The following is a 16,566-nucleotide window of genomic DNA, read 5'->3' on the forward strand; positions in this document are numbered from 1 at the left end:
CCGCTAACGGCCACCTAGTCCGGAAAGCTCACGGGCCCGGGCGAAGACGGTGTCGAGCATGGCCTCGGTGACCCGGCCGGTGAACGTGTTCTGCTGGCTCGGGTGGTACGTCCCGATCATCGCCACCGGGCCGCCCGCCGGAGATGTGATTTCGATCTCCACCCCGTGGCCGAAGGACGGCCGTGGCCTCGGCAGCACATATCCGGCCTGCCTCAGCGCGGGCCATGCCCCCTGCCAGGCGTAGCCGCCGAGCATCACGACGGCCCGCACGCTCGGCGCGACCATCTCGATCTCGCGTGCCAGCCAGGGCTGGCAGGTCAGGCGTTCGGCGGGCGTGGGCTTGTTGTCCGGTGGCGCACAGCGCACGGTCGCCACCATCCGGGCGCCGATGAGCCGCTGGCCGTCCCCCGCGTGCACGCTGGTGGGCTTGGCGGCGAGGCCGACCCGGTAGAGCGAGGCGAACAGCCAGTCACCCGACCGGTCTCCGGTGAAGATCCGCCCCGTCCGGTTGCCGCCGTGCGCCGCCGGGGCGAGCCCGATCAGCAGGATCCGCGGCTCGGCCTCGCCCCAGCCGGCGATCGGGCGGCCCCAGTACTCCTCGTCGGCGAACGCCCGGCGCCGTTCGACGGCCACCCGTTCCCGCCACTCGACCAGCCGGTCGCAGGCCCGGCACACCGACTGGCGCGCGCAGAGCCCGGTCAGATCGGGTGCCTTCTCCGCCAGCGCGACCACCTGCGGCGCGTCCTGCGCCACAGGTGTGTCCGGGGTGGCCGGGTCTTCCGGCCACCCGGTTCCCGGCGGCACGAAGGGCGCATTGGTCATGCCAACGATCCTCGCATGCCCTTCAGCTCAGCGAGTGGGGGTGGGGGTTGGCGTGGACGTGGGGGCCGGGGTGGGAGTCGGCGTGAACGTCGGACCGTCCGACGACTTGGGCGCGGGCATCGGGCTGCCAGGGACGCACGAGGGGCCGGGCGTCGGCTCCATATCTGGATCGTCCTGCTGGCGGAGCGGCAATGGGTAGGAATTGGCGATCGGGGGCGGGCTTCCGCAGCGATCCAGCTGGTAGCCGTGCGCCTCGTAGTCGAGCTGTAGGGGGCGGCCATCCTGGTCGTAGAGGAGGATGTCCTTGAGCGGCTTGCCGTCCTTGGAGTACGGGTAGAGGTTCGCGACGTCCGGTGCCGCGGATGGCGATTCGGCGACGGAGGGCGCCGCCATGACCCCGATCTTCTCGATGCCCCTGGACGCCAGATGGGTGAGGCCGAGATTCACCTGGATGCCGACGAGGAGAAGGACCGCCAGGCCGTTGAGCCCGATGATCAGGGCTCGCGGCGACCGGTCCGGGTGTGCGCGCGACCACTGGCCGAGGGCGATCGAGGCCACCACGAAGACGACCAGGACCATCCATTGGGCGGCGCCCCAGGGGCGGGCGTGCCAGTCGTCGTCCCAGAACCGCCAGAGCAGCAGGGCCGCCACCCAGGCCCGGACGATCCACCACAGCGAGCGGAACTCCTTGAGGAAATTCCACACGGCGCCGAAGGCCGGGGAGCCTTCGACCTTCGCGCGAAGCCGGGACTCCATCGACTGGTAGGTGCCCGTGGCGGTGGCCCGGACCGACCGCCGGGTCCGTACCGTTCCGGTGCCGTACGCGGCGCGAAGCTCGGTGGCGTACGCCGCAGGGGTGCCCAGCCGGTTGGCGAGCGGCTCGTCCGACTCGGCGGCCACCTCGGCCAGGTGATCCTCCAGGTCCTCCAGCAGTTCGGCGCGGTCGGCCTCCGGAACGTCGGCGAGGGCGGCGCGCACGTCCTGGGCGTACTGCGCGATCTCTTCCTGTCTCTCGATCGGCGAACTCATGGCGTCCCCTTGTCGACGTCGTCCAGCAGGTCGTTCATCGTGTGAGCGAAGGCGGCCCAGGTCTTGGCCGATCCCGCGAGCTGAGCACGGCCCGCGTCATTCAGGCCGTAGTACTTGCGGTGCGGCCCCTCCTCGGAGGGGACGACGTAGGAGTTGAGCGCGCCGGCCTTGAAGAGCCGGCGCAGCGTGCCGTACACCGACGCGTCGCCGACATCGTCGAGCCCGGCCTCGCGCAGCCGTCTGACCACGTCGTAGCCGTAGCTGTCGCTTCGATCGAGGACGGCCAGCACCGCGAGGTCGAGCACTCCCTTGAGCAGCTGGGTGGTGTCCATAGTGCGATACACAGTACTACGCATTGCGCGGTACTACCCACCGCCCAACCCAAATCCATCCGGAACGGACCGCATGTGGCGCGCGTCGCAATGGTCAAGTCATATCGCCCGCCACGTTCCGCTCGGTACGATGCGACTCGCGCTGCCGGTCGGGGGCGGTGGGTATCCGGCGCACCGTGCGAAGCGGAGGCATGCCTTGTCGCAACCGGGCTGGTATCCCGACCCCTATGGCAGCGGCAGCCTGCGCTGGTGGGACGGCCAAAACTGGACGCAGAACCTGAATCCCCAACCTGCGACGCCACCCCGGCTGACGCTCCAGCAGCAGCCGCAGCACGTCCCGCAACAGCAGGGGCAGCACGAGCAGCCCGGAGGATGGGGCCGGCCTGCGGCTCCGCAACCGCTCGACGCCAACGTGCGAGGGCTCCATCTGCACGCGGACGAGCAGCTGGTGGGCTATGGCAACACCTCGCTCGCCTGGGGCCACGTGGAGTGGGTCGCCTACTGGCCTGCGATCCCCACCGGGAGTGAATACGGCCAGCAGCCCGGCGGCGTTCAATGGATCTTCCAGGTCGGCCGCCATCCGTTCCACGGCGGGCCGCGGGTCGAGGTGGTCATCGAGCAGGAGGAGCTCTGGCTCCAGCTGGTCGAGGCGTGCCGCCGGCTGGTGGAGCCGCGGCTGGTCGGGGAGCTGGCCCGCCAGGTGCGCGACGGCGAGTCGATCGACGTGGCGCAGGGGCTGACCGTCCACCCCGGCGGCGTCCGCGGCAACCGGGTCTCGCTGAGCTGGTCGGCGATCTCGGGCGCGACCGTGGAGAACGGCCGTGTCTGGATCCAGCAGGCGAGCGGCTCGGCCGCGGTGTTGTACGTTCCGCAGCAGAACCCGAACGCCGTCCTCATCCCCGCCCTGCTCGCCGCCCTCAAGCAGTAGGGCCGCGCCGGGTCGGCGGCAGGCCGGATCAGGCCAGTGACCAGGCGATGCCGTCGAGGATGTCGTGCTCGCTGACCACCACGGCGCCGAAGCCGTACTCGCGCATGACACGGTCCAGGATGAGGGCGCCGGCGCCGATGACGTCCACCCGGCCCGGATGCATGACGCCGATCGCGGCGCGTTCCGCGCGCGTCGCGTGCAGCAGGTTGCGGGTGACCTCGTGCACCTGGGTGGCGGTGATGCGGGACAGGTGGATGCGTGCCGGGTCGTACTCCGGCAGGTCCTGGGCGATCCCGGAGATCGTGGTGACCGAGCCCGCCAGCCCGACGAGCGTGCGCGCCTCGTCCACCGGGACGGTCCTGCGGACCTCGGCGAGCGCCGTGTCGATGTCGGCGGCCGCGGCGGTGATCTGATCGGGCGACGGCGGGTCGCCGTCCTTGAGGTGCCGTTCGGTCATCCGCACACAGCCGATGTCCATCGAACGGGCTGCCTCGACCGAGTCGCCGCCGAGCACGAACTCGGTGGAGCCGCCGCCGATGTCGAGCACCAGGTAGGGGCGGGCCGGACGCAGCGCGGCCAGTTCCCGGGTGGCGCCCAGGAACGACAGCGAGGCCTCCTCGTCGCCGCTGATCACCTCGGGCACCACGCCGAAGATGTCGACGACGCCGCTGACGAAGTCGGCCCGGTTGTCGGCGTCACGGGTCGCGCTGGTCGCCACGACGCGCACCTTCTCGGTCCCGTGGCGTTCGACGAGCTCGGCGTACCCGCGCATCGCGGTGAACGTCCGGTCGAGCGCCTCGGGCGCCAGGCGGCCGGTCTTGTCGACCCCCTGCCCGAGCCGGACGATCTCCATGCGCCGCTCGACGTCGGTGAGCGTCCCGCCGGTACCGTCCGCACCGTCCGCGACGATGTCGGCGATCAGGAGGCGGACGGAGTTGGTCCCGCAGTCGATCGCGGCGACGCGCGTCACTGGGCCTCCTCAGGGTCGATACAGGCGCAGGGGCCGGAACGCCACCACTCGGGCAGCGCGTCCAGGGTCTCCCGGCCGAACGGATTGACGCCGGGAACGGCGAGCTCGTGCCCGGCGAGCGCGTGCAGGCACTTGACACGTTCGGGCATGCCGCCGGCGCTCTGCATTCCCGCGGGGAGCGGCTCGACGCCGTCCTCGCGGGTCGCCTCGTCACGGCGTCGCAGGTAGTCCTCGTGCGCCTCGGAGTACTTGGCCTTGAGCGACGGATCGCGAGCGAGGCGTTCCTGCATCTCGCGCATCACCCCGCTGCCTTCGAGGGTGCCGATGGCCGAGGCGGCCTTGGGACACGTCAGGTAGAAGAGCGTGGGGAACGGGGTGCCGTCGGGCAACCGCGGCGAGGTCTCGATGACCGCGGGCAGGCCGCACGGGCACCGGTAGGCCACCCGCCGGATGCCGCGCGGCTCGCGGCCGAGCTGGGCCGCGACCGCGGCCTGGTCTGACTTGCTGATCATTTCCGTCCCCACCCGAGCCTGCCCAGGAGTGTCTCCCCACACTCCAGGGCGTCAGCGTGGTCTGTCCGCGGCCTCCACCGACCGCCAGAGCGACTCGTACCAGGGCGGCCTGCTGGACCGGCCGCCCTGCTGGGCCTGCTGGCCGCCTCCCCCGCCACCGTCAAGAACGATGAAGCACTTCTCCCCCGGATTGCAATAGTGGAGCCTTCGCTTGGCTTCACGCTCAATGTACGACTTATCCCCCAGTCGTTGCTTGCGTTGGGCGAGTTCTTCCACTCGCTTCTGCGCCACCCGCTCCTTATGTTCGAGGTCGGCGATCTCCTGGCGTTGCGCGATGTACTCGCGCACGGGATAGGCCAGGCTCAGCGCGATCGCGCACATCACGATCGCCAGGATCGCGGCACGGCTGGTCAGCGCCGGGTTCTTACGCGTACTGCCGCCCGGGGCGGAGTCCTTCCCTCCCCGGGCGGCCTGGCGGTCGTCGTCCTTCGCCACAGCGAGCCCCCTGCCGTCCTGCGAGAAGCGGGTCAGCCTTCCCAGGTGAAGCGCGGGAAGGCGGCGGCACCGGCGTAGCGGGCGCCGTCGTCCAGGAGCTCCTCGATGCGCAGGAGCTGGTTGTACTTGGCCACGCGGTCGCTGCGCGCCGGGGCACCGGTCTTGATCTGGCCGCAGTTGGTGGCGACGGCCAGGTCGGCGATCGTGGTGTCCTCGGTCTCGCCGGACCGGTGGCTCATCATGCACTTGTAGCCGTTGCTCTGCGCCAGCGACACGGCGTCGAGCGTCTCGGTCAGCGTGCCGATCTGGTTGACCTTGACGAGCAGCGCGTTGGCGGTGGCGGTGTCGATACCGCGCTGGAGCCGCTCGGGGTTGGTGACGAACAGGTCGTCGCCGACGAGCTGGACCTTGGCGCCGATCGCGGCGGTGAGGTCCTTCCAGCCCGTCCAGTCCTCCTCGTCGAGGGGGTCCTCGATGGAGACCAGCGGATAGGCGTCGACCAGCTCGCCGTAGTAGGCGGCCATCTGCTCGGCGCTGCGCTTGGTGCCCTCGAAGTCGTACGAGCCGTCGGCGTGGAACTCCGTCGCCGCCACGTCCAGCGCCAGCGCGATGTCGCGGCCCGGGGCGAAGCCGGCCTTGCCGATCGCCTCGATGATCAGGTCGAGCGCCTCGCGGTTGTTCGGCAGGTCGGGCGCGAAACCGCCCTCGTCGCCCAGGCCGGTCGCCAGTCCGCGGCTCTTCAGCACGGACTTGAGCGCATGGTAGGTCTCGGCGCCCCAGCGGACGGCGTCGGAGAAGGTCGGCGCGCCGATCGGCGCGATCATGAACTCCTGGACGTCCACGTTGGTGTCGGCGTGCGCGCCGCCGTTCAGGATGTTCATCATCGGGACCGGCAGCAGGTGCGCGTTGGGGCCGCCCACGTAGCGGAACAGCGGCAGACCGGCCGAGTCGGCCGCGGCGCGCGCGACCGCCAGGCTCACGCCGAGGATCGCGTTGGCGCCCAGCGCGGCCTTGTTGGGGGTGCCGTCCAGGTCGATCAGCAGCTGGTCGATCAGCCGCTGCTCGGACGCCGGGTAGCCGACGAGCTTCTCGTCGATGGTCTCGTTCACGGCGCGGACGGCGTCGCGCACGCCCTTGCCGCCGTACCGCTCGCCGCCGTCCCGCAGCTCGACGGCCTCGAACTGGCCGGTGGACGCGCCGCTGGGCACCATGGCGCGCTGCTCGGTCCCGTCGGCGAGCAGCACCTCGACCTCGACGGTCGGGTTGCCTCGGGAGTCAAGGATCTCCCGGGCGAGTACGGCCTCGATCGACGACACGGGCAACTCCCTTGGTTTCACTACGGACGGTCCGCAGGTGCGAGCGGTTTCCGGACCCGAGCCTATCGAAGCCTGGTCCCCGTCACTGAACCGTGCCGGGTCTGCGGCTTGACGAAGACATTACCTACCTTGTCTACTGTGCACATCAAACACACTTGATAAGTAGGGAATGGGGACAATGCATCGCAGGTTCCGCGGCCGGATCGCCGCCACAACACTGATCGTCCTGGCTGGGGCTGGCACGCTCAGCGCCTGTGGCGACGGCTCCGGCAGCGGCGGCTCCGAGGTGAAGCTCGGCTTCTTCCCGAACATCACGCACGCCACCGCCCTGGTCGGCATCAAGAACGGCACCTTCCAGAAGCACCTGGGCGCCGGCGTCAAGCTCAAGACCCAGTCGTTCAACGCGGGTCCGGCCGCCGTGGAGGCCCTCTTCGCCAAGGGGGTGGACGCCACGTACGTCGGCCCCAACCCGGCGATCAACGCCTGGGCCAAGTCCAAGGGCAAGGCCATCAAGATCATCGCAGGTGCCGCCTCCGGCGGTGTGGCCCTGGTCGTACGGCCCGGCATCGACTCCGCGGCCGACCTCAGGGGCAAGAAGATCGCCACCCCGCAGAAGGGCAACACGCAGGACGTCGCGCTGCGCCATTGGCTCAAGGAGCAGGGGCTCAAGACCGACCTCGCCGGAGGTGGCGACGTCAAGGTCGTCCCGCAGGAGAACTCGGTGACCCTGCAGTCGTTCAGCCAGGGCCAGATCGACGGGGCCTGGGTGCCCGAGCCGTTCGCCAGCCGCCTCCAGCAGGAGAGCAAGGGCAAGGTCCTCGTCGACGAGAAGACCCTCTGGCCCGGGGGCAAGTTCGTCATCACCCAGCTCATCGTGCGGACCGAATTCCAGAAGGAACACCCCGACCTGGTCAAGAAGCTGCTCGAGGCGCACGTCGAGGTGAACGCCTTCATCAACAAGGACAAGGCCGCCGCCGCCAAGGTCGCCAATGACGAGCTGAACGCACTCACCGGCAAGCCCCTCAAGCCCGCCGTGCTGGACGCCACGTTCAAGAACGTCACCTTCACCAACGACCCCGTCGCGAGCTCGCTGATCGAGGGCGCGAAGCACGCCGAGGAGGTCGGGCTCCTGGAGAAGACCGACCTCAACGGGATCTACGACCTCACCACCCTCAACGAGATCCTGAAGGCGGGCGGAAAGGCACAGGTCAACGCATGACGTCACCGATCGCCCAGGCTGCCTCCGGCCTGACCGCCCCGAGTCGCACCCAGCCACCCCACTCCGACCGGCCTCCCGCGGTCCGGCTGAGTGGCGTCTCCAAGGCGTTCGGATCCGGAACGGGGGCCCTGCTCGCCCTCGACGACGTCTCCCTGGACGTCTCGCCCGGCGAGTTCGTCTGCCTGCTCGGCGCCTCCGGCTGCGGCAAGAGCACCCTGCTCAACCTGGTCGCCGACCTCGACCGGCCCAGCGCGGGCACGATCGACACCCGGGACGCGCGGATCGCGCTGATGTTCCAGGAGCCCGCCCTGTTCCCGTGGCTGACGGTCACGGGCAACATCGAGCTCGCCCTGAAGATGCGCGGCGTGCCACGGTCCGAGCGCCGTTCCAGGGCCGCCGAGCTGCTCGGCTCGGTCCATCTCAACGGCTTCGAGAAGAAGCGCCCGCACCAGCTCTCCGGCGGCATGCGGCAACGCGTCGCCCTCGCTCGCGCCCTGGCGTTGACCATCGACGAGAACGACACGTCCAAGGGCACCGTGCTGCTGATGGACGAGCCGTTCGGCGCGCTCGACGCCATGACCCGCGACCTCCTGCACGACGAGATCGAACGGATCTGGCGCGAGCGCAACCTCAGCGTGCTCTTCGTGACGCACAACGTCCGCGAGGCCGTCCGCCTCGGCGACCGCGTCGTCCTCCTCAGCAGCCGTCCCGGCCGCGTCGTCGAGGAATTCCCCGTGCCGATGAAACGTCCCCGGCGCATCGACTCACCCGAGGTCGCGACGCTCGCCGCGTCGATCACCGACCGGCTGCGCGAGGAGGTCGGCCGTCATGGCGGTTGAGACCCGCAGGCGGGACGCCGACCCCGCGATCGAAAGGCAGATCACCGGCCTGGACGCGCTGGAGCTCGGCGGCCGCACCCGGCGCAGCGGGCCACGGCGCGCCTGGGCGTCGCTCTGGCCCAAGCTCGCCGCGATCGCCCTCGGCGTGCTGGCCTGGCAGCTCGTCGTGTGGAGCGGCTGGAAGGAGGAGTACGTCCTCCCGGGCCCCGACCTCGTCTTCCCCGAGCTGTGGAAGCGGATCGACAACGGCACGATGGCCGAAGAGGTCGCGACCACGATGCAGCGAGCGCTGGTGGGCTTCGCGATCTCGGTCGTGGTGGGCGGCCTGATCGGCGCCGCGGTGGCCCGCGTCCGGGTGCTGCGCGCCGCGGTCGGCTCGCTGATCACCGGACTGCAGACCCTGCCGTCGATCGTCTGGCTGCCGTTCGCCGTGCTGCTGTTCAACACGAGCGAGACGGCCATCATGTTCGTGGTCGTGCTGGGCGCCGCCCCCTCGATCGCCATCGGCCTGATCGCCGGGGTCGACTACACGCCGCCGATCCTGCTCCGGGCCGGCAAGGTCATGGGCCTGCGCGGCGTCAACCGCTTCCGGCATCTGATCCTGCCCGCGTCCCTCCCGTCGTTCGTCACCGGCCTCAAACAGGGCTGGGCGTTCGCCTGGCGCAGCCTGATGGCGGGTGAGTTGATCGTGAACTTCGGCAAGAAGTCGCTCGGCGCCCAGCTCGGCACCGACCGCGACGTCAACGACGCCGCCGGCCTGCTCGCCACGATGATCGTCATCCTGGTCATCGGCATCGTCGTCGACATGGCCTTCGGCGCCGCCGACCGTTCCCTCCGCAGCCGCTGGGGGCTCAACTCGGACTGACCCTCACCTCGGATCGGCAGCCAACCTTGACCCGTTGAACGGCTGGCATTTGCCCGGCTCAGGGTAGTGATCAGCGCGATGAACGCGCTGTGGCGATGGATCCGGAGGGAGCCCGAGATCCGGGTCCGGGTCACGGTTTCGGCCGTACTCGTCTCCGGGCTGCTCTCCAGCGCGCTCTACGCGGCGGTGATGGCGCTGGTCCGCCAGGAAGAGGTGAGCGACCGGGAACGGATCCTGGCCCGGACCGGACGCCGCGTGGCCGCCCTGGTCCGCCTGGGCCGGCCGACCGAGAGCACCATCACCGGCAACGTGGACCTGGTCCAGGTCGTGGACGCCCGGCGCCGTGTGCTCGCGGCCACCCCGGGGATGAAGGGCCGTCCCGCGGTCGACTTCCCCGCTCCGGCCTGGGATGACGACCGGCGCGACGGCGTCACCTGCCGGGCGCGGGGCGACGGTTGTTATCTCGTGGTGGCCATCCGGGTCGATGACGGGCCCGCCCCACGCGTGGTCTACTCCCTGGCCCGGCGGCCCGGCCTGATGCCCGAACCCGTGCTCGGCACGGTCCTCGCGCTCTGTGTCCCGCTGATCGCCGGCCTGATCGGCTACGGCACCTGGCGCTCGGCGGGCCGCACGCTCCGCCCGGTGAACGAGATCCGGCGCGAGCTGGACGAGATCACCGCCTCCGATCTCGAACGCCGCGTTCCGGTGCCGCCCCGGGTCGACGAGATCTCCCGCCTCGCCAGGTCCGTCAACGCGACCCTCGACCGGCTCGAAGGGGCCGTCGCCAAACAGCGCGCGTTCGTCTCCGATCTGTCACACGAGCTGCGCAGTCCCCTCACCGGCCTGCGCACGGAGCTGGAGCTCGCGCTCTCCGACCCGGACGGGACCGATGTCCCCGAGACCCTCCGGGCCATCCTCAAGAACACCGAACGCCTCCAGGCCGTCGTGGACGACCTGCAGGCGCTGGCCCGGCTGGACTCCCAGGAAGGTCTCCGGCGCGAGCCCGTCGATCTGCACGAGCTCGCCGACCAGGAGATCCTCCGCCGTCCCCGCCGTACCCACGTCACCATCGAGGGCGACGAGACCGTCATCGTCCAGGGCGGCCGCAACGAACTCGCCCGCCTGTTCACCAACCTCATCGACAACGCCGACCGCCATGCGTCCACCACCCTGGCCGTCACCGTCCGCAACATGCCGGACTGGGCCCAGGTCGAGGTCATCGACGACGGCCCCGGCATCGCCCCCGGCGACCGCGAGCGCGTCTTCGAACGCTTCACCCGCCTCGCCGAGGGCGTGCACCGCGACGCGGGCGGCACCGGCCTGGGCCTCGCCATCGCCCGCGACATCGCCACCGCCCACGGCGGCAGCCTCACCATCACCGACCGTGAGGACGACGTCGAAGGCGCCCGCTTCCTCCTCCGCCTTCCAAAGAGTTAGGGCGTGTCTCGCCACGCCCTGACGTCGTCAGGCGAGGTTGCCGGCGGTGACGGAGACCTCTATCTCCGTCGAGGTGTCGGCGCCCATGGCCTGGGCGAGCTTGCGGTGGCGGGCGGCCTCGTCATGCCGGGACTGGCGCTCCAGCGAACGGGCGAGCGCCTCGTACGCCCAGCCGTTGCCGGGGTCGAGCTCGACCAGCCGGCGGAAGGCCTCCTCGGCGCGGCTCAGCTGGGCGCTGTGGAAGTAGGCCCGGCCGAGCAGCTCGACCGCCGCGCGGTTGGACGGGTCGGCGGCCACGATCGGGGTCAGGATCCGTGCGGCCGAGATGTAGTCCTTCGCGTCGAAGAACATCGTCGCGCGCTGGTAGTCCTCGTAGGTCGTCATCATGGCGGCCTCCCCTCGATCATGTGGAACGGCCCGTACAACCGGCCCGCGACACCTTTTGTTCCGCCCTGGCGGGGACCACTGCCGTGCCAGACCACTGCCGTGCCAGACCACTGCTGCCGTGCCAGACCACTGCCATGTCAGGGGCGGATCACGATCTTGCCGCGGGAACCGCCGGCGCGGGCGCGGGCGATCGTGGCGGGCGCGTCCTCGATCGAGACCTCCTCCCGCACCGTGATCCGCAGACTGCCCGCGTCGATGAGACCGGCGATCTCCGCCAGCAGCGCAGGGCTCGCCTCGTTGTCGAAGTTGAGCCCGCGCAGCGCCTGGGCCGCCATCTTGTCCGGGTGCACCGCCCAGACCGAGCTGATGTACGTACCGCCGAGGCGGAGCAGGCCCGCGAGCCGTTCCACGCCCGCCTGGTCGCTCACCAGGTCGATGATCTCGTCGATGCCGGCGGAGTGCGCCCGGAGCACCTGCTCGCTGACGTCACCGGGCCGATCGGCTCCGCCGTAGTCGACGGTCTCGGCGGCACCGAGACGGCGCATCTCGTCCGCCATGTCGGCGTGCGCGGTCGCGATGACCTTGGCACCGCGCCCGGCCGCCAGCTGGACCGCGGACTGGCCGACACCGCCGGTCGCGCCCACGATCAGCACGGTGTGGCCCACGCCCACCCCGGCCGTCTCGACCATGTTGAACGCGGTCATCGTCGCGGTGGGCACGGCCGCGGCCTCGCTGTAGATCATGCTGTCGGGCATCTTGGCCACGGCCGCCCCCGGGCCCGCGATGGCGAACTCGGCGAAACTGCCCAGCCCGCGCGGCGGCAGGAAGAACTGGCCGTAGACCTGGTCGCCCGGCCGGAAGGGCGTCACCCCCTCGCCGACCGCCTCGACCACGCCGGCCCCGTCCATTCCCATGACCAACGGGAACGCGTGGTCGACCTCGTCCTTGAGCATTCCGTCGCTGATCTTCCAGTCGGTCGGGTTGAGCCCGGCGGCGACCATCTTGACCAGCATCTCGCCCGGGCCGGGTGCCGGCACCGGCAGGTTCATCAGCGCCGGGGTGGCGCCGAATTCGGACACGGCGATGGCGCGCATGGCGATCCCCCCGATCAACGTGCTCTCTGCCCCGCCGAATGATCTACCCAGCGAATCGGCAGGTCAGTCCCGCGGACTCAGGCCCGCGGGCTCAGGCCCGCGGGCTCAGTCTCGCGGACCGGGGAAGTCCGGCGGCTCCAGGCGTCTCGGGTCCCGGCCGGGGGGCTTCTTCTTGCCGCCCTTGCTGACCCGCAGCGTGATGGTGTCGCCGGGCTCGGCCGAACCCGGGCCGGGCTCCATCTCCGCGACGGTGCCGCGCTCGTACTTGTCGGAGGCGACCGGCCGGCCGATGCTGACGCGGAACCCGGCGGCCCGGAGCCTGGCGATCGCAGCCCTGAGCTTCATGCCGCGCACGTCGGGGACCTTGACCTTGTCCTCGCCCGTCCCCTTGCTGAAGTAGTGCGACGGCGGCCGGTGGAACGAGGTCGCGTCCCGGCCCGCCAGGGCGCCCGCCATGCTGTCCTGCCAGATGGGCGCCGGGATCGTGGCCCCGAAGACCGAGCCGTAGCAGGTGCCGTCCATGCACAGGCTGGTCATCGGGTACCGGTAGCCGCCGCGCGGGTCGCCCACCCAGACCGCCGAAGCCAGGTCGGGGGTGTAGCCCGCGAACCAGGCGGCAGAGAAGTTGTCGACCGTGCCTGTCTTGCCGGCGGCGGGGCGGCCGATGCCCATGCCGCGCGCGGTGCCCTTGGTGAGCACGCCGCGCAGCACGTAGTTGACGGCGTCGGCGACGCCCTTGTCCATGACCTGCTTGCATCCGGCACCCGGCACCTTGACCGGCTTGCCGGCGGCGTCGGTGATGCGCTTGATGGCGATCGGCGAGCAGTACTTGCCCCGCGCGCCGAACGCCGCGTACGCCGCCGCGAGCCGCAGCGGCGACACCGTGTTGAACCCGAGGGTGAACGAGGCGAACTGCTCCATCGGCTTGCCGCTGGCCTGCCGCATGCCCAGCCGTTCGGCCATCTTGACCGTGTCGCACAGGCCGACCTCGCGCTGCAACGCCAGGAAGAAGGTGTTGACCGAGTGCTGCGTGCCCGTCGTCAGGCTGAAGGTGCGGCCGCCCTCACCGTCGGCGCTGTTGCGCAGCGAGGCCGACGGGTCACCGATCCGCTGACCCTTGCAGTTGCGGTAGCCGGTCGGTGTGAAGCGGCGCGGCGCCATCAGCCGGGTGCCGAACGGCATGTCGTCCTCGAGCGCGGCGGCCAGCGTGAAGGCCTTGAACGTGGACCCGGCCTGCATGCCGATGCTGGAGCCGTGGCTGGCGTCGGCGGCGAAGTTGATCCACGTCTTGCCGCGCACCTTGTCCGAGCCGAGCTGGCGGTCCACGACCATGCCCTTGATCTCGCCGGTGCCGGGCTCGACGAGCGCCTCGGCGGCGGCCTTGCGGGCCGAGTTCTTCCGCGGGACATGACTGTCGACGGCGCGCTGCGCGGCTTTCTGCGTCCGCCAGTCCAGCGTGGTGTGGATGGTCAGGCCGCCACGCTTGAGCAGCCGCTCCCGTGCCTTCGGTGTCGCGCCGAACACGGGGTTGGTCAGGATCTCGCGCTGCACGTAGTCGCAGAAGAACGGCGCCTTGCTCGTGACGCAGCCGTTGGGGGTGTCGTGCGGGTTGAGATTCAGGTCCTGGGCGGCGGTGGCGGCGGCGGTACGGCGGTCGAGCCAGCCGAGGTCGGCCATCCGCTGCAGGACGATGTTGCGGCGTTCCTTGGCACGGCCCGGGTAGCGCGTCGGGTCGTAGGCGTACGGGTAGCGGATGACACCGGCGAGCGTCGCGGCCTCGTTCAGGTTCAGCCGGGACGCAGGCTTGTTGTAGTAATGCCGGGCCGCCGCCTCGATGCCGTACGCGCCGTCGCCGTAGTAGGCGATGTTGAGGTAGCGCCGGAAGATCTCGTCCTTGGAGAACTTCCTCTCCAGCGCCACCGCGTACCGTAGCTCCCGGACCTTGCGGACGGCGCTGATCTCCTTGGCGGCCTGTGCCTGCTCCCGCGACTCGGCCTGCGCGAGCAGCAGGTTCTTCACGTACTGCTGGGTGATGCCCGACCCGCCCTGCGTGACCTCGCCGGATCCGAGGTTGTTGGCCAGTGCGCGCAGCGTGCCTTTGGAGTCGAGCGCGCCGTGCTCGTAGAACCGGCTGTCCTCGATGGCCAGCACCGCGCGCCGGACGACCGGCGCAATCTTGTTGAGCGGGACGTCGACGCGGTTCTGGTAGAAGAACGTGGCGATCGTCGAGCCGTCCGCGGCCAGGATTTTGGAACGCAGGGGGACGCCCGAGGTGTTGAGGTCGTACGGCTCGCTCTGGAACCACGTCGAGGTGTCGCGCGCCCCGACGCCGACCGTGCACGCCGTGGGCAGAATCATCAACGCGACCAGAACGCCCGCGAGCAGGGCGAGACCACTGAGGCCCCGGATCGCACGAGCCTTCTGCCCGGCGCCTCCACGACCACCCCGCCCTCCGGTCCCAGCCAGCACGCGCTCAGCGTAAACGGACGTTCCTCGCAAGACCACCCCATCTACGATCTTGCGTGCGACATCCCGCAATTGGTCGAGCAGATCGCGTGCGATGAGCGCCCCGCGCGCGGTCCACCTGCGCCGGCGGGAACTCCGGCGCCCGGTGAACGTGCCGTCATTTCTTCTGCGCGCGCTCCCAGTCCTGGACACGCTCGCGGAATACCCGCGAGACGGCGCGCAATTCCGCCTCAGGGTCACGGCCTTCCGCACGAGCCTCACGAACCAGCCCGAAAAGCCGCACCCCGATGTCGTCTACCTCGTCAGACGCGATGTGGTCGGCCAGTTCGGCGGGCGCCTCGGCACGTTCGGCTCGGCGCAGGAGCTGGGCGGCGAGGCTCAGCGCGGGCTGGCCCATCGGCACGCCATCGAAGACAGAGGCGGTCTCGCCGCTCTTGGCCTCACGCTCGGCGGCCTTGATCTGCTCCCAGTTGGCATTGACCTCGTCGGCGCCCGACACGGTCACGTCGCCGAAGACGTGCGGGTGCCGCCGGACGAGCTTGTCGACGATCCCGGCCGCGACGTCGTCGATGGTGAACGCCGTCTCGTCGGTGCGTTCCGCGGCGACCACGGAGTGGAACGCGACCTGCATCAGCACATCGCCCAGTTCCTCGCGCAGCGCGCCCAGGTCACCGTCCTCGACCGTGTCGGCGACCTCGTACGCCTCCTCCAGCAGGTACGGGACGAGGGAGGCATGGGTCTGCTTGGCGTCCCAGGGGCAGTCGCGACGCAGCGTGTCCATGACCGAGACCAGGTCGAGCAGCCGCGCCCCCGGCAGGTCGTACGAACCGTGCAGGACCTCGATGTCGACCGGGTCGTTGAGCACGAGCTGGCCGATCTCACGCATCAGCCGTTCGTCGCCGTCCGGGTCCGCCACCCAGACGACGCCGCCCTCGGCACGGGCCGCCGCGACCAGCCCGGCTGGATCCGGAGCGCCGACCTGCTCCACCCGGACGCCTGCTTCCTGGAGATACGGCAGCAGCGGATGGTCGTTGCGGGCCAGCACCCGGGTGGCCGAACGCAGCGTCTCCCACGCCTTCCAGCTGAGCAACCCGGGCGCGACCCGGTGGGTGGTGGCCAGCAGTGTCAAGCTCATGGTCACAGCGCCAGTCTCATCGTCAAGGTGTCAAGCTCATGGTCAGCGCACACCCGATTCGGTGGCGGACAGGCGCGTGGTGACGGGACTGACGGTCATCCGGTTCTCGTCGAACGAGCCGAAGCGCGGGTTGATCCGGATGTCGAGCTTGCCCGCGGCCTGCCGGAACAGCGACAGGGCCTGCTGCCTCGCCTGGAGCGACGCCGGACTCTGCTGGTTGCCGTCGGCCCCGAGCTTCTGCAGGATCAGGCTCTGCGCGGCGTTCATCCGGGCGACGTCGCGGGTGTACTCCTTGGGCATCCCGAGGGCCACCACGATGGACTCGGCCGGGGCCTGCCGGCCCATCAGACCGATCATCTGATCGACCTGGCCCTCGGTCACCGACACCCCGGCGGTCTTGGCCGCCGCCTCGGCGACCTCGAAGTTGACCATCGTGTCGAGCGCGGACCGCGGGCTGCAGTCGGCGGGCTCACCCGACATGGGCTGTTGCTGCCGCTGGCTCTCCAGTGCCGCCCGGACCTGGTTGGCCACCTGGTCGTTCTTGAACTGCCGCTGGCAGTCGAGCACCGCCTGGTCGAGCTTGGCGGTGCTGATGCGGTCGTCGCCGACGACCGCCGCGGCGCCCATCCTGACCGGCCCGTCGCCGCAGCCTGCCAGGGCCCCGGTCAGCAGCGCCCCAGCGAGCGCCATCCCTGCCGCCCGAGGGGGGACGACGCCCCA

At 70.5% G+C, this 16,566-nt stretch carries 17 protein-coding genes; 5 read left to right on the top strand and 12 right to left on the bottom strand.

Annotated elements, in window-relative coordinates:
- Positions 1-3 precede the first annotated feature (3 nt).
- From F8566_RS32225 to F8566_RS32235, 3 genes are read right to left on the bottom strand one after another with little or no spacing between them, the layout of a single operon-like run.
- Positions 4-822: a uracil-DNA glycosylase gene (locus F8566_RS32225; RefSeq protein WP_151565637.1), complete on the bottom strand. Its 819-nt coding sequence runs from the start codon at positions 820-822 to the stop codon at positions 4-6.
- A 27-nt stretch (positions 823-849) separates the two neighbouring features.
- Positions 850-1,851, bottom strand: a complete 1,002-nt coding sequence (locus F8566_RS52425; RefSeq protein ID WP_151565638.1) for an HAAS signaling domain-containing protein — start codon at positions 1,849-1,851, stop codon at positions 850-852.
- A complete protein-coding gene (locus tag F8566_RS32235; protein ID WP_151565639.1) occupies positions 1,848-2,183 on the bottom strand; it encodes a PadR family transcriptional regulator in 336 nt (111 codons plus the stop codon). Before F8566_RS32235 ends, F8566_RS52425 begins: the two co-directional genes overlap by 4 nt.
- A gap of 196 nt (positions 2,184-2,379) precedes the next feature.
- Here F8566_RS32235 and F8566_RS32240 point away from each other — a divergent pair, with 196 nt between their 5' ends.
- Entirely contained in the window at positions 2,380-3,111 is a 732-nt protein-coding gene (locus tag F8566_RS32240) for a DUF2510 domain-containing protein (RefSeq protein WP_192809964.1), read from the top strand.
- A 28-nt stretch (positions 3,112-3,139) separates the two neighbouring features.
- Here F8566_RS32240 and F8566_RS32245 read toward each other — a convergent pair whose 3' ends face one another.
- The 4 genes from F8566_RS32245 to eno are packed head-to-tail and all read right to left on the bottom strand — an operon-like array spanning position 3,140 to position 6,404.
- Entirely contained in the window at positions 3,140-4,081 is a 942-nt protein-coding gene (locus F8566_RS32245) for a Ppx/GppA phosphatase family protein (protein WP_151565641.1), read from the bottom strand.
- Complete coding sequence (locus F8566_RS32250; RefSeq protein ID WP_151565642.1) at positions 4,078-4,593, bottom strand: DUF501 domain-containing protein; 516 nt, start codon at positions 4,591-4,593, stop codon at positions 4,078-4,080. The genes F8566_RS32245 and F8566_RS32250 overlap by 4 nt, the downstream gene beginning before the upstream one ends.
- Positions 4,594-4,644: 51 nt before the next feature.
- Positions 4,645-5,088: an FtsB family cell division protein gene (locus tag F8566_RS32255; protein WP_225993708.1), complete on the bottom strand. Its 444-nt coding sequence runs from the start codon at positions 5,086-5,088 to the stop codon at positions 4,645-4,647.
- A gap of 32 nt (positions 5,089-5,120) precedes the next feature.
- A complete protein-coding gene (eno, locus tag F8566_RS32260) occupies positions 5,121-6,404 on the bottom strand; it encodes a phosphopyruvate hydratase (protein ID WP_151565643.1) in 1,284 nt (427 codons plus the stop codon).
- Positions 6,405-6,582: 178 nt separating this feature from the next.
- Between eno and F8566_RS32265 the strand changes: the two genes are divergently transcribed.
- From F8566_RS32265 to F8566_RS32280, 4 genes are all read left to right on the top strand, one after another.
- Complete coding sequence (locus F8566_RS32265) at positions 6,583-7,623, top strand: ABC transporter substrate-binding protein (RefSeq protein WP_151565644.1); 1,041 nt, start codon at positions 6,583-6,585, stop codon at positions 7,621-7,623.
- Complete coding sequence (locus F8566_RS32270) at positions 7,620-8,462, top strand: ABC transporter ATP-binding protein (RefSeq protein ID WP_151565645.1); 843 nt, start codon at positions 7,620-7,622, stop codon at positions 8,460-8,462. Before F8566_RS32265 ends, F8566_RS32270 begins: the two co-directional genes overlap by 4 nt.
- Positions 8,452-9,327, top strand: a complete 876-nt coding sequence (locus tag F8566_RS32275) for an ABC transporter permease (RefSeq protein WP_151565646.1) — start codon at positions 8,452-8,454, stop codon at positions 9,325-9,327. The genes F8566_RS32270 and F8566_RS32275 overlap by 11 nt, the downstream gene beginning before the upstream one ends.
- Before the next feature lie 78 nt (positions 9,328-9,405).
- Entirely contained in the window at positions 9,406-10,764 is a 1,359-nt protein-coding gene (locus F8566_RS32280; protein ID WP_151565647.1) for a sensor histidine kinase, read from the top strand.
- A 27-nt stretch (positions 10,765-10,791) separates the two neighbouring features.
- Here the strand turns inward: F8566_RS32280 and F8566_RS32285 are convergent, their stop codons facing one another.
- The 5 genes from F8566_RS32285 to F8566_RS32305 form a co-directional block, all read right to left on the bottom strand.
- The gene (locus F8566_RS32285) at positions 10,792-11,148 is read right to left on the bottom strand and encodes a tetratricopeptide repeat protein (RefSeq protein ID WP_151565785.1); all 357 of its coding nucleotides are present in this window, start codon (positions 11,146-11,148) and stop codon (positions 10,792-10,794) included.
- 140 nt (positions 11,149-11,288) lie between these two features.
- Entirely contained in the window at positions 11,289-12,245 is a 957-nt protein-coding gene (locus F8566_RS32290) for an NADP-dependent oxidoreductase (RefSeq protein WP_151565648.1), read from the bottom strand.
- 105 nt (positions 12,246-12,350) lie between these two features.
- Entirely contained in the window at positions 12,351-14,714 is a 2,364-nt protein-coding gene (locus tag F8566_RS32295) for a transglycosylase domain-containing protein (RefSeq protein ID WP_192809965.1), read from the bottom strand.
- Positions 14,715-14,868: 154 nt separating this feature from the next.
- The gene (locus F8566_RS32300) at positions 14,869-15,846 is read right to left on the bottom strand and encodes a MazG family protein (RefSeq protein WP_151565649.1); all 978 of its coding nucleotides are present in this window, start codon (positions 15,844-15,846) and stop codon (positions 14,869-14,871) included.
- Between the two features lie 42 nt (positions 15,847-15,888).
- A complete protein-coding gene (locus F8566_RS32305; protein WP_151565650.1) occupies positions 15,889-16,536 on the bottom strand; it encodes a SurA N-terminal domain-containing protein in 648 nt (215 codons plus the stop codon).
- Between the last annotated feature and the right edge of the window lie 30 nt (positions 16,537-16,566).

The sequence above is a fragment of the Actinomadura rudentiformis genome (assembly GCF_008923185.1).
In the GTDB taxonomy this organism is placed as follows: Bacteria; Actinomycetota; Actinomycetes; order Streptosporangiales; family Streptosporangiaceae; genus Spirillospora; species Spirillospora rudentiformis.

Excerpts from the sequence above, each read along its gene's own strand:
- F8566_RS32285 (WP_151565785.1), bottom strand. The coding sequence starts at position 11,148 with ATGACGACCTACGAGGACTACCAGCGCGCGACGATGTTCTTCGACGCG.
- F8566_RS32250 (WP_151565642.1), bottom strand. The coding sequence starts at position 4,593 with ATGATCAGCAAGTCAGACCAGGCCGCGGTCGCGGCCCAGCTCGGCCGC.
- F8566_RS32305 (WP_151565650.1), bottom strand. The coding sequence starts at position 16,536 with ATGGCGCTCGCTGGGGCGCTGCTGACCGGGGCCCTGGCAGGCTGCGGC.
- F8566_RS32300 (WP_151565649.1), bottom strand. The coding sequence starts at position 15,846 with ATGAGCTTGACACTGCTGGCCACCACCCACCGGGTCGCGCCCGGGTTG.
- F8566_RS52425 (WP_151565638.1), bottom strand. The coding sequence starts at position 1,851 with ATGAGTTCGCCGATCGAGAGACAGGAAGAGATCGCGCAGTACGCCCAG.
- F8566_RS32225 (WP_151565637.1), bottom strand. The coding sequence starts at position 822 with ATGACCAATGCGCCCTTCGTGCCGCCGGGAACCGGGTGGCCGGAAGAC.
- F8566_RS32290 (WP_151565648.1), bottom strand. The coding sequence starts at position 12,245 with ATGCGCGCCATCGCCGTGTCCGAATTCGGCGCCACCCCGGCGCTGATG.
- F8566_RS32270 (WP_151565645.1), top strand. The coding sequence starts at position 7,620 with ATGACGTCACCGATCGCCCAGGCTGCCTCCGGCCTGACCGCCCCGAGT.
- F8566_RS32235 (WP_151565639.1), bottom strand. The coding sequence starts at position 2,183 with ATGGACACCACCCAGCTGCTCAAGGGAGTGCTCGACCTCGCGGTGCTG.
- F8566_RS32280 (WP_151565647.1), top strand. The coding sequence starts at position 9,406 with ATGAACGCGCTGTGGCGATGGATCCGGAGGGAGCCCGAGATCCGGGTC.
- F8566_RS32265 (WP_151565644.1), top strand. The coding sequence starts at position 6,583 with ATGCATCGCAGGTTCCGCGGCCGGATCGCCGCCACAACACTGATCGTC.
- F8566_RS32275 (WP_151565646.1), top strand. The coding sequence starts at position 8,452 with ATGGCGGTTGAGACCCGCAGGCGGGACGCCGACCCCGCGATCGAAAGG.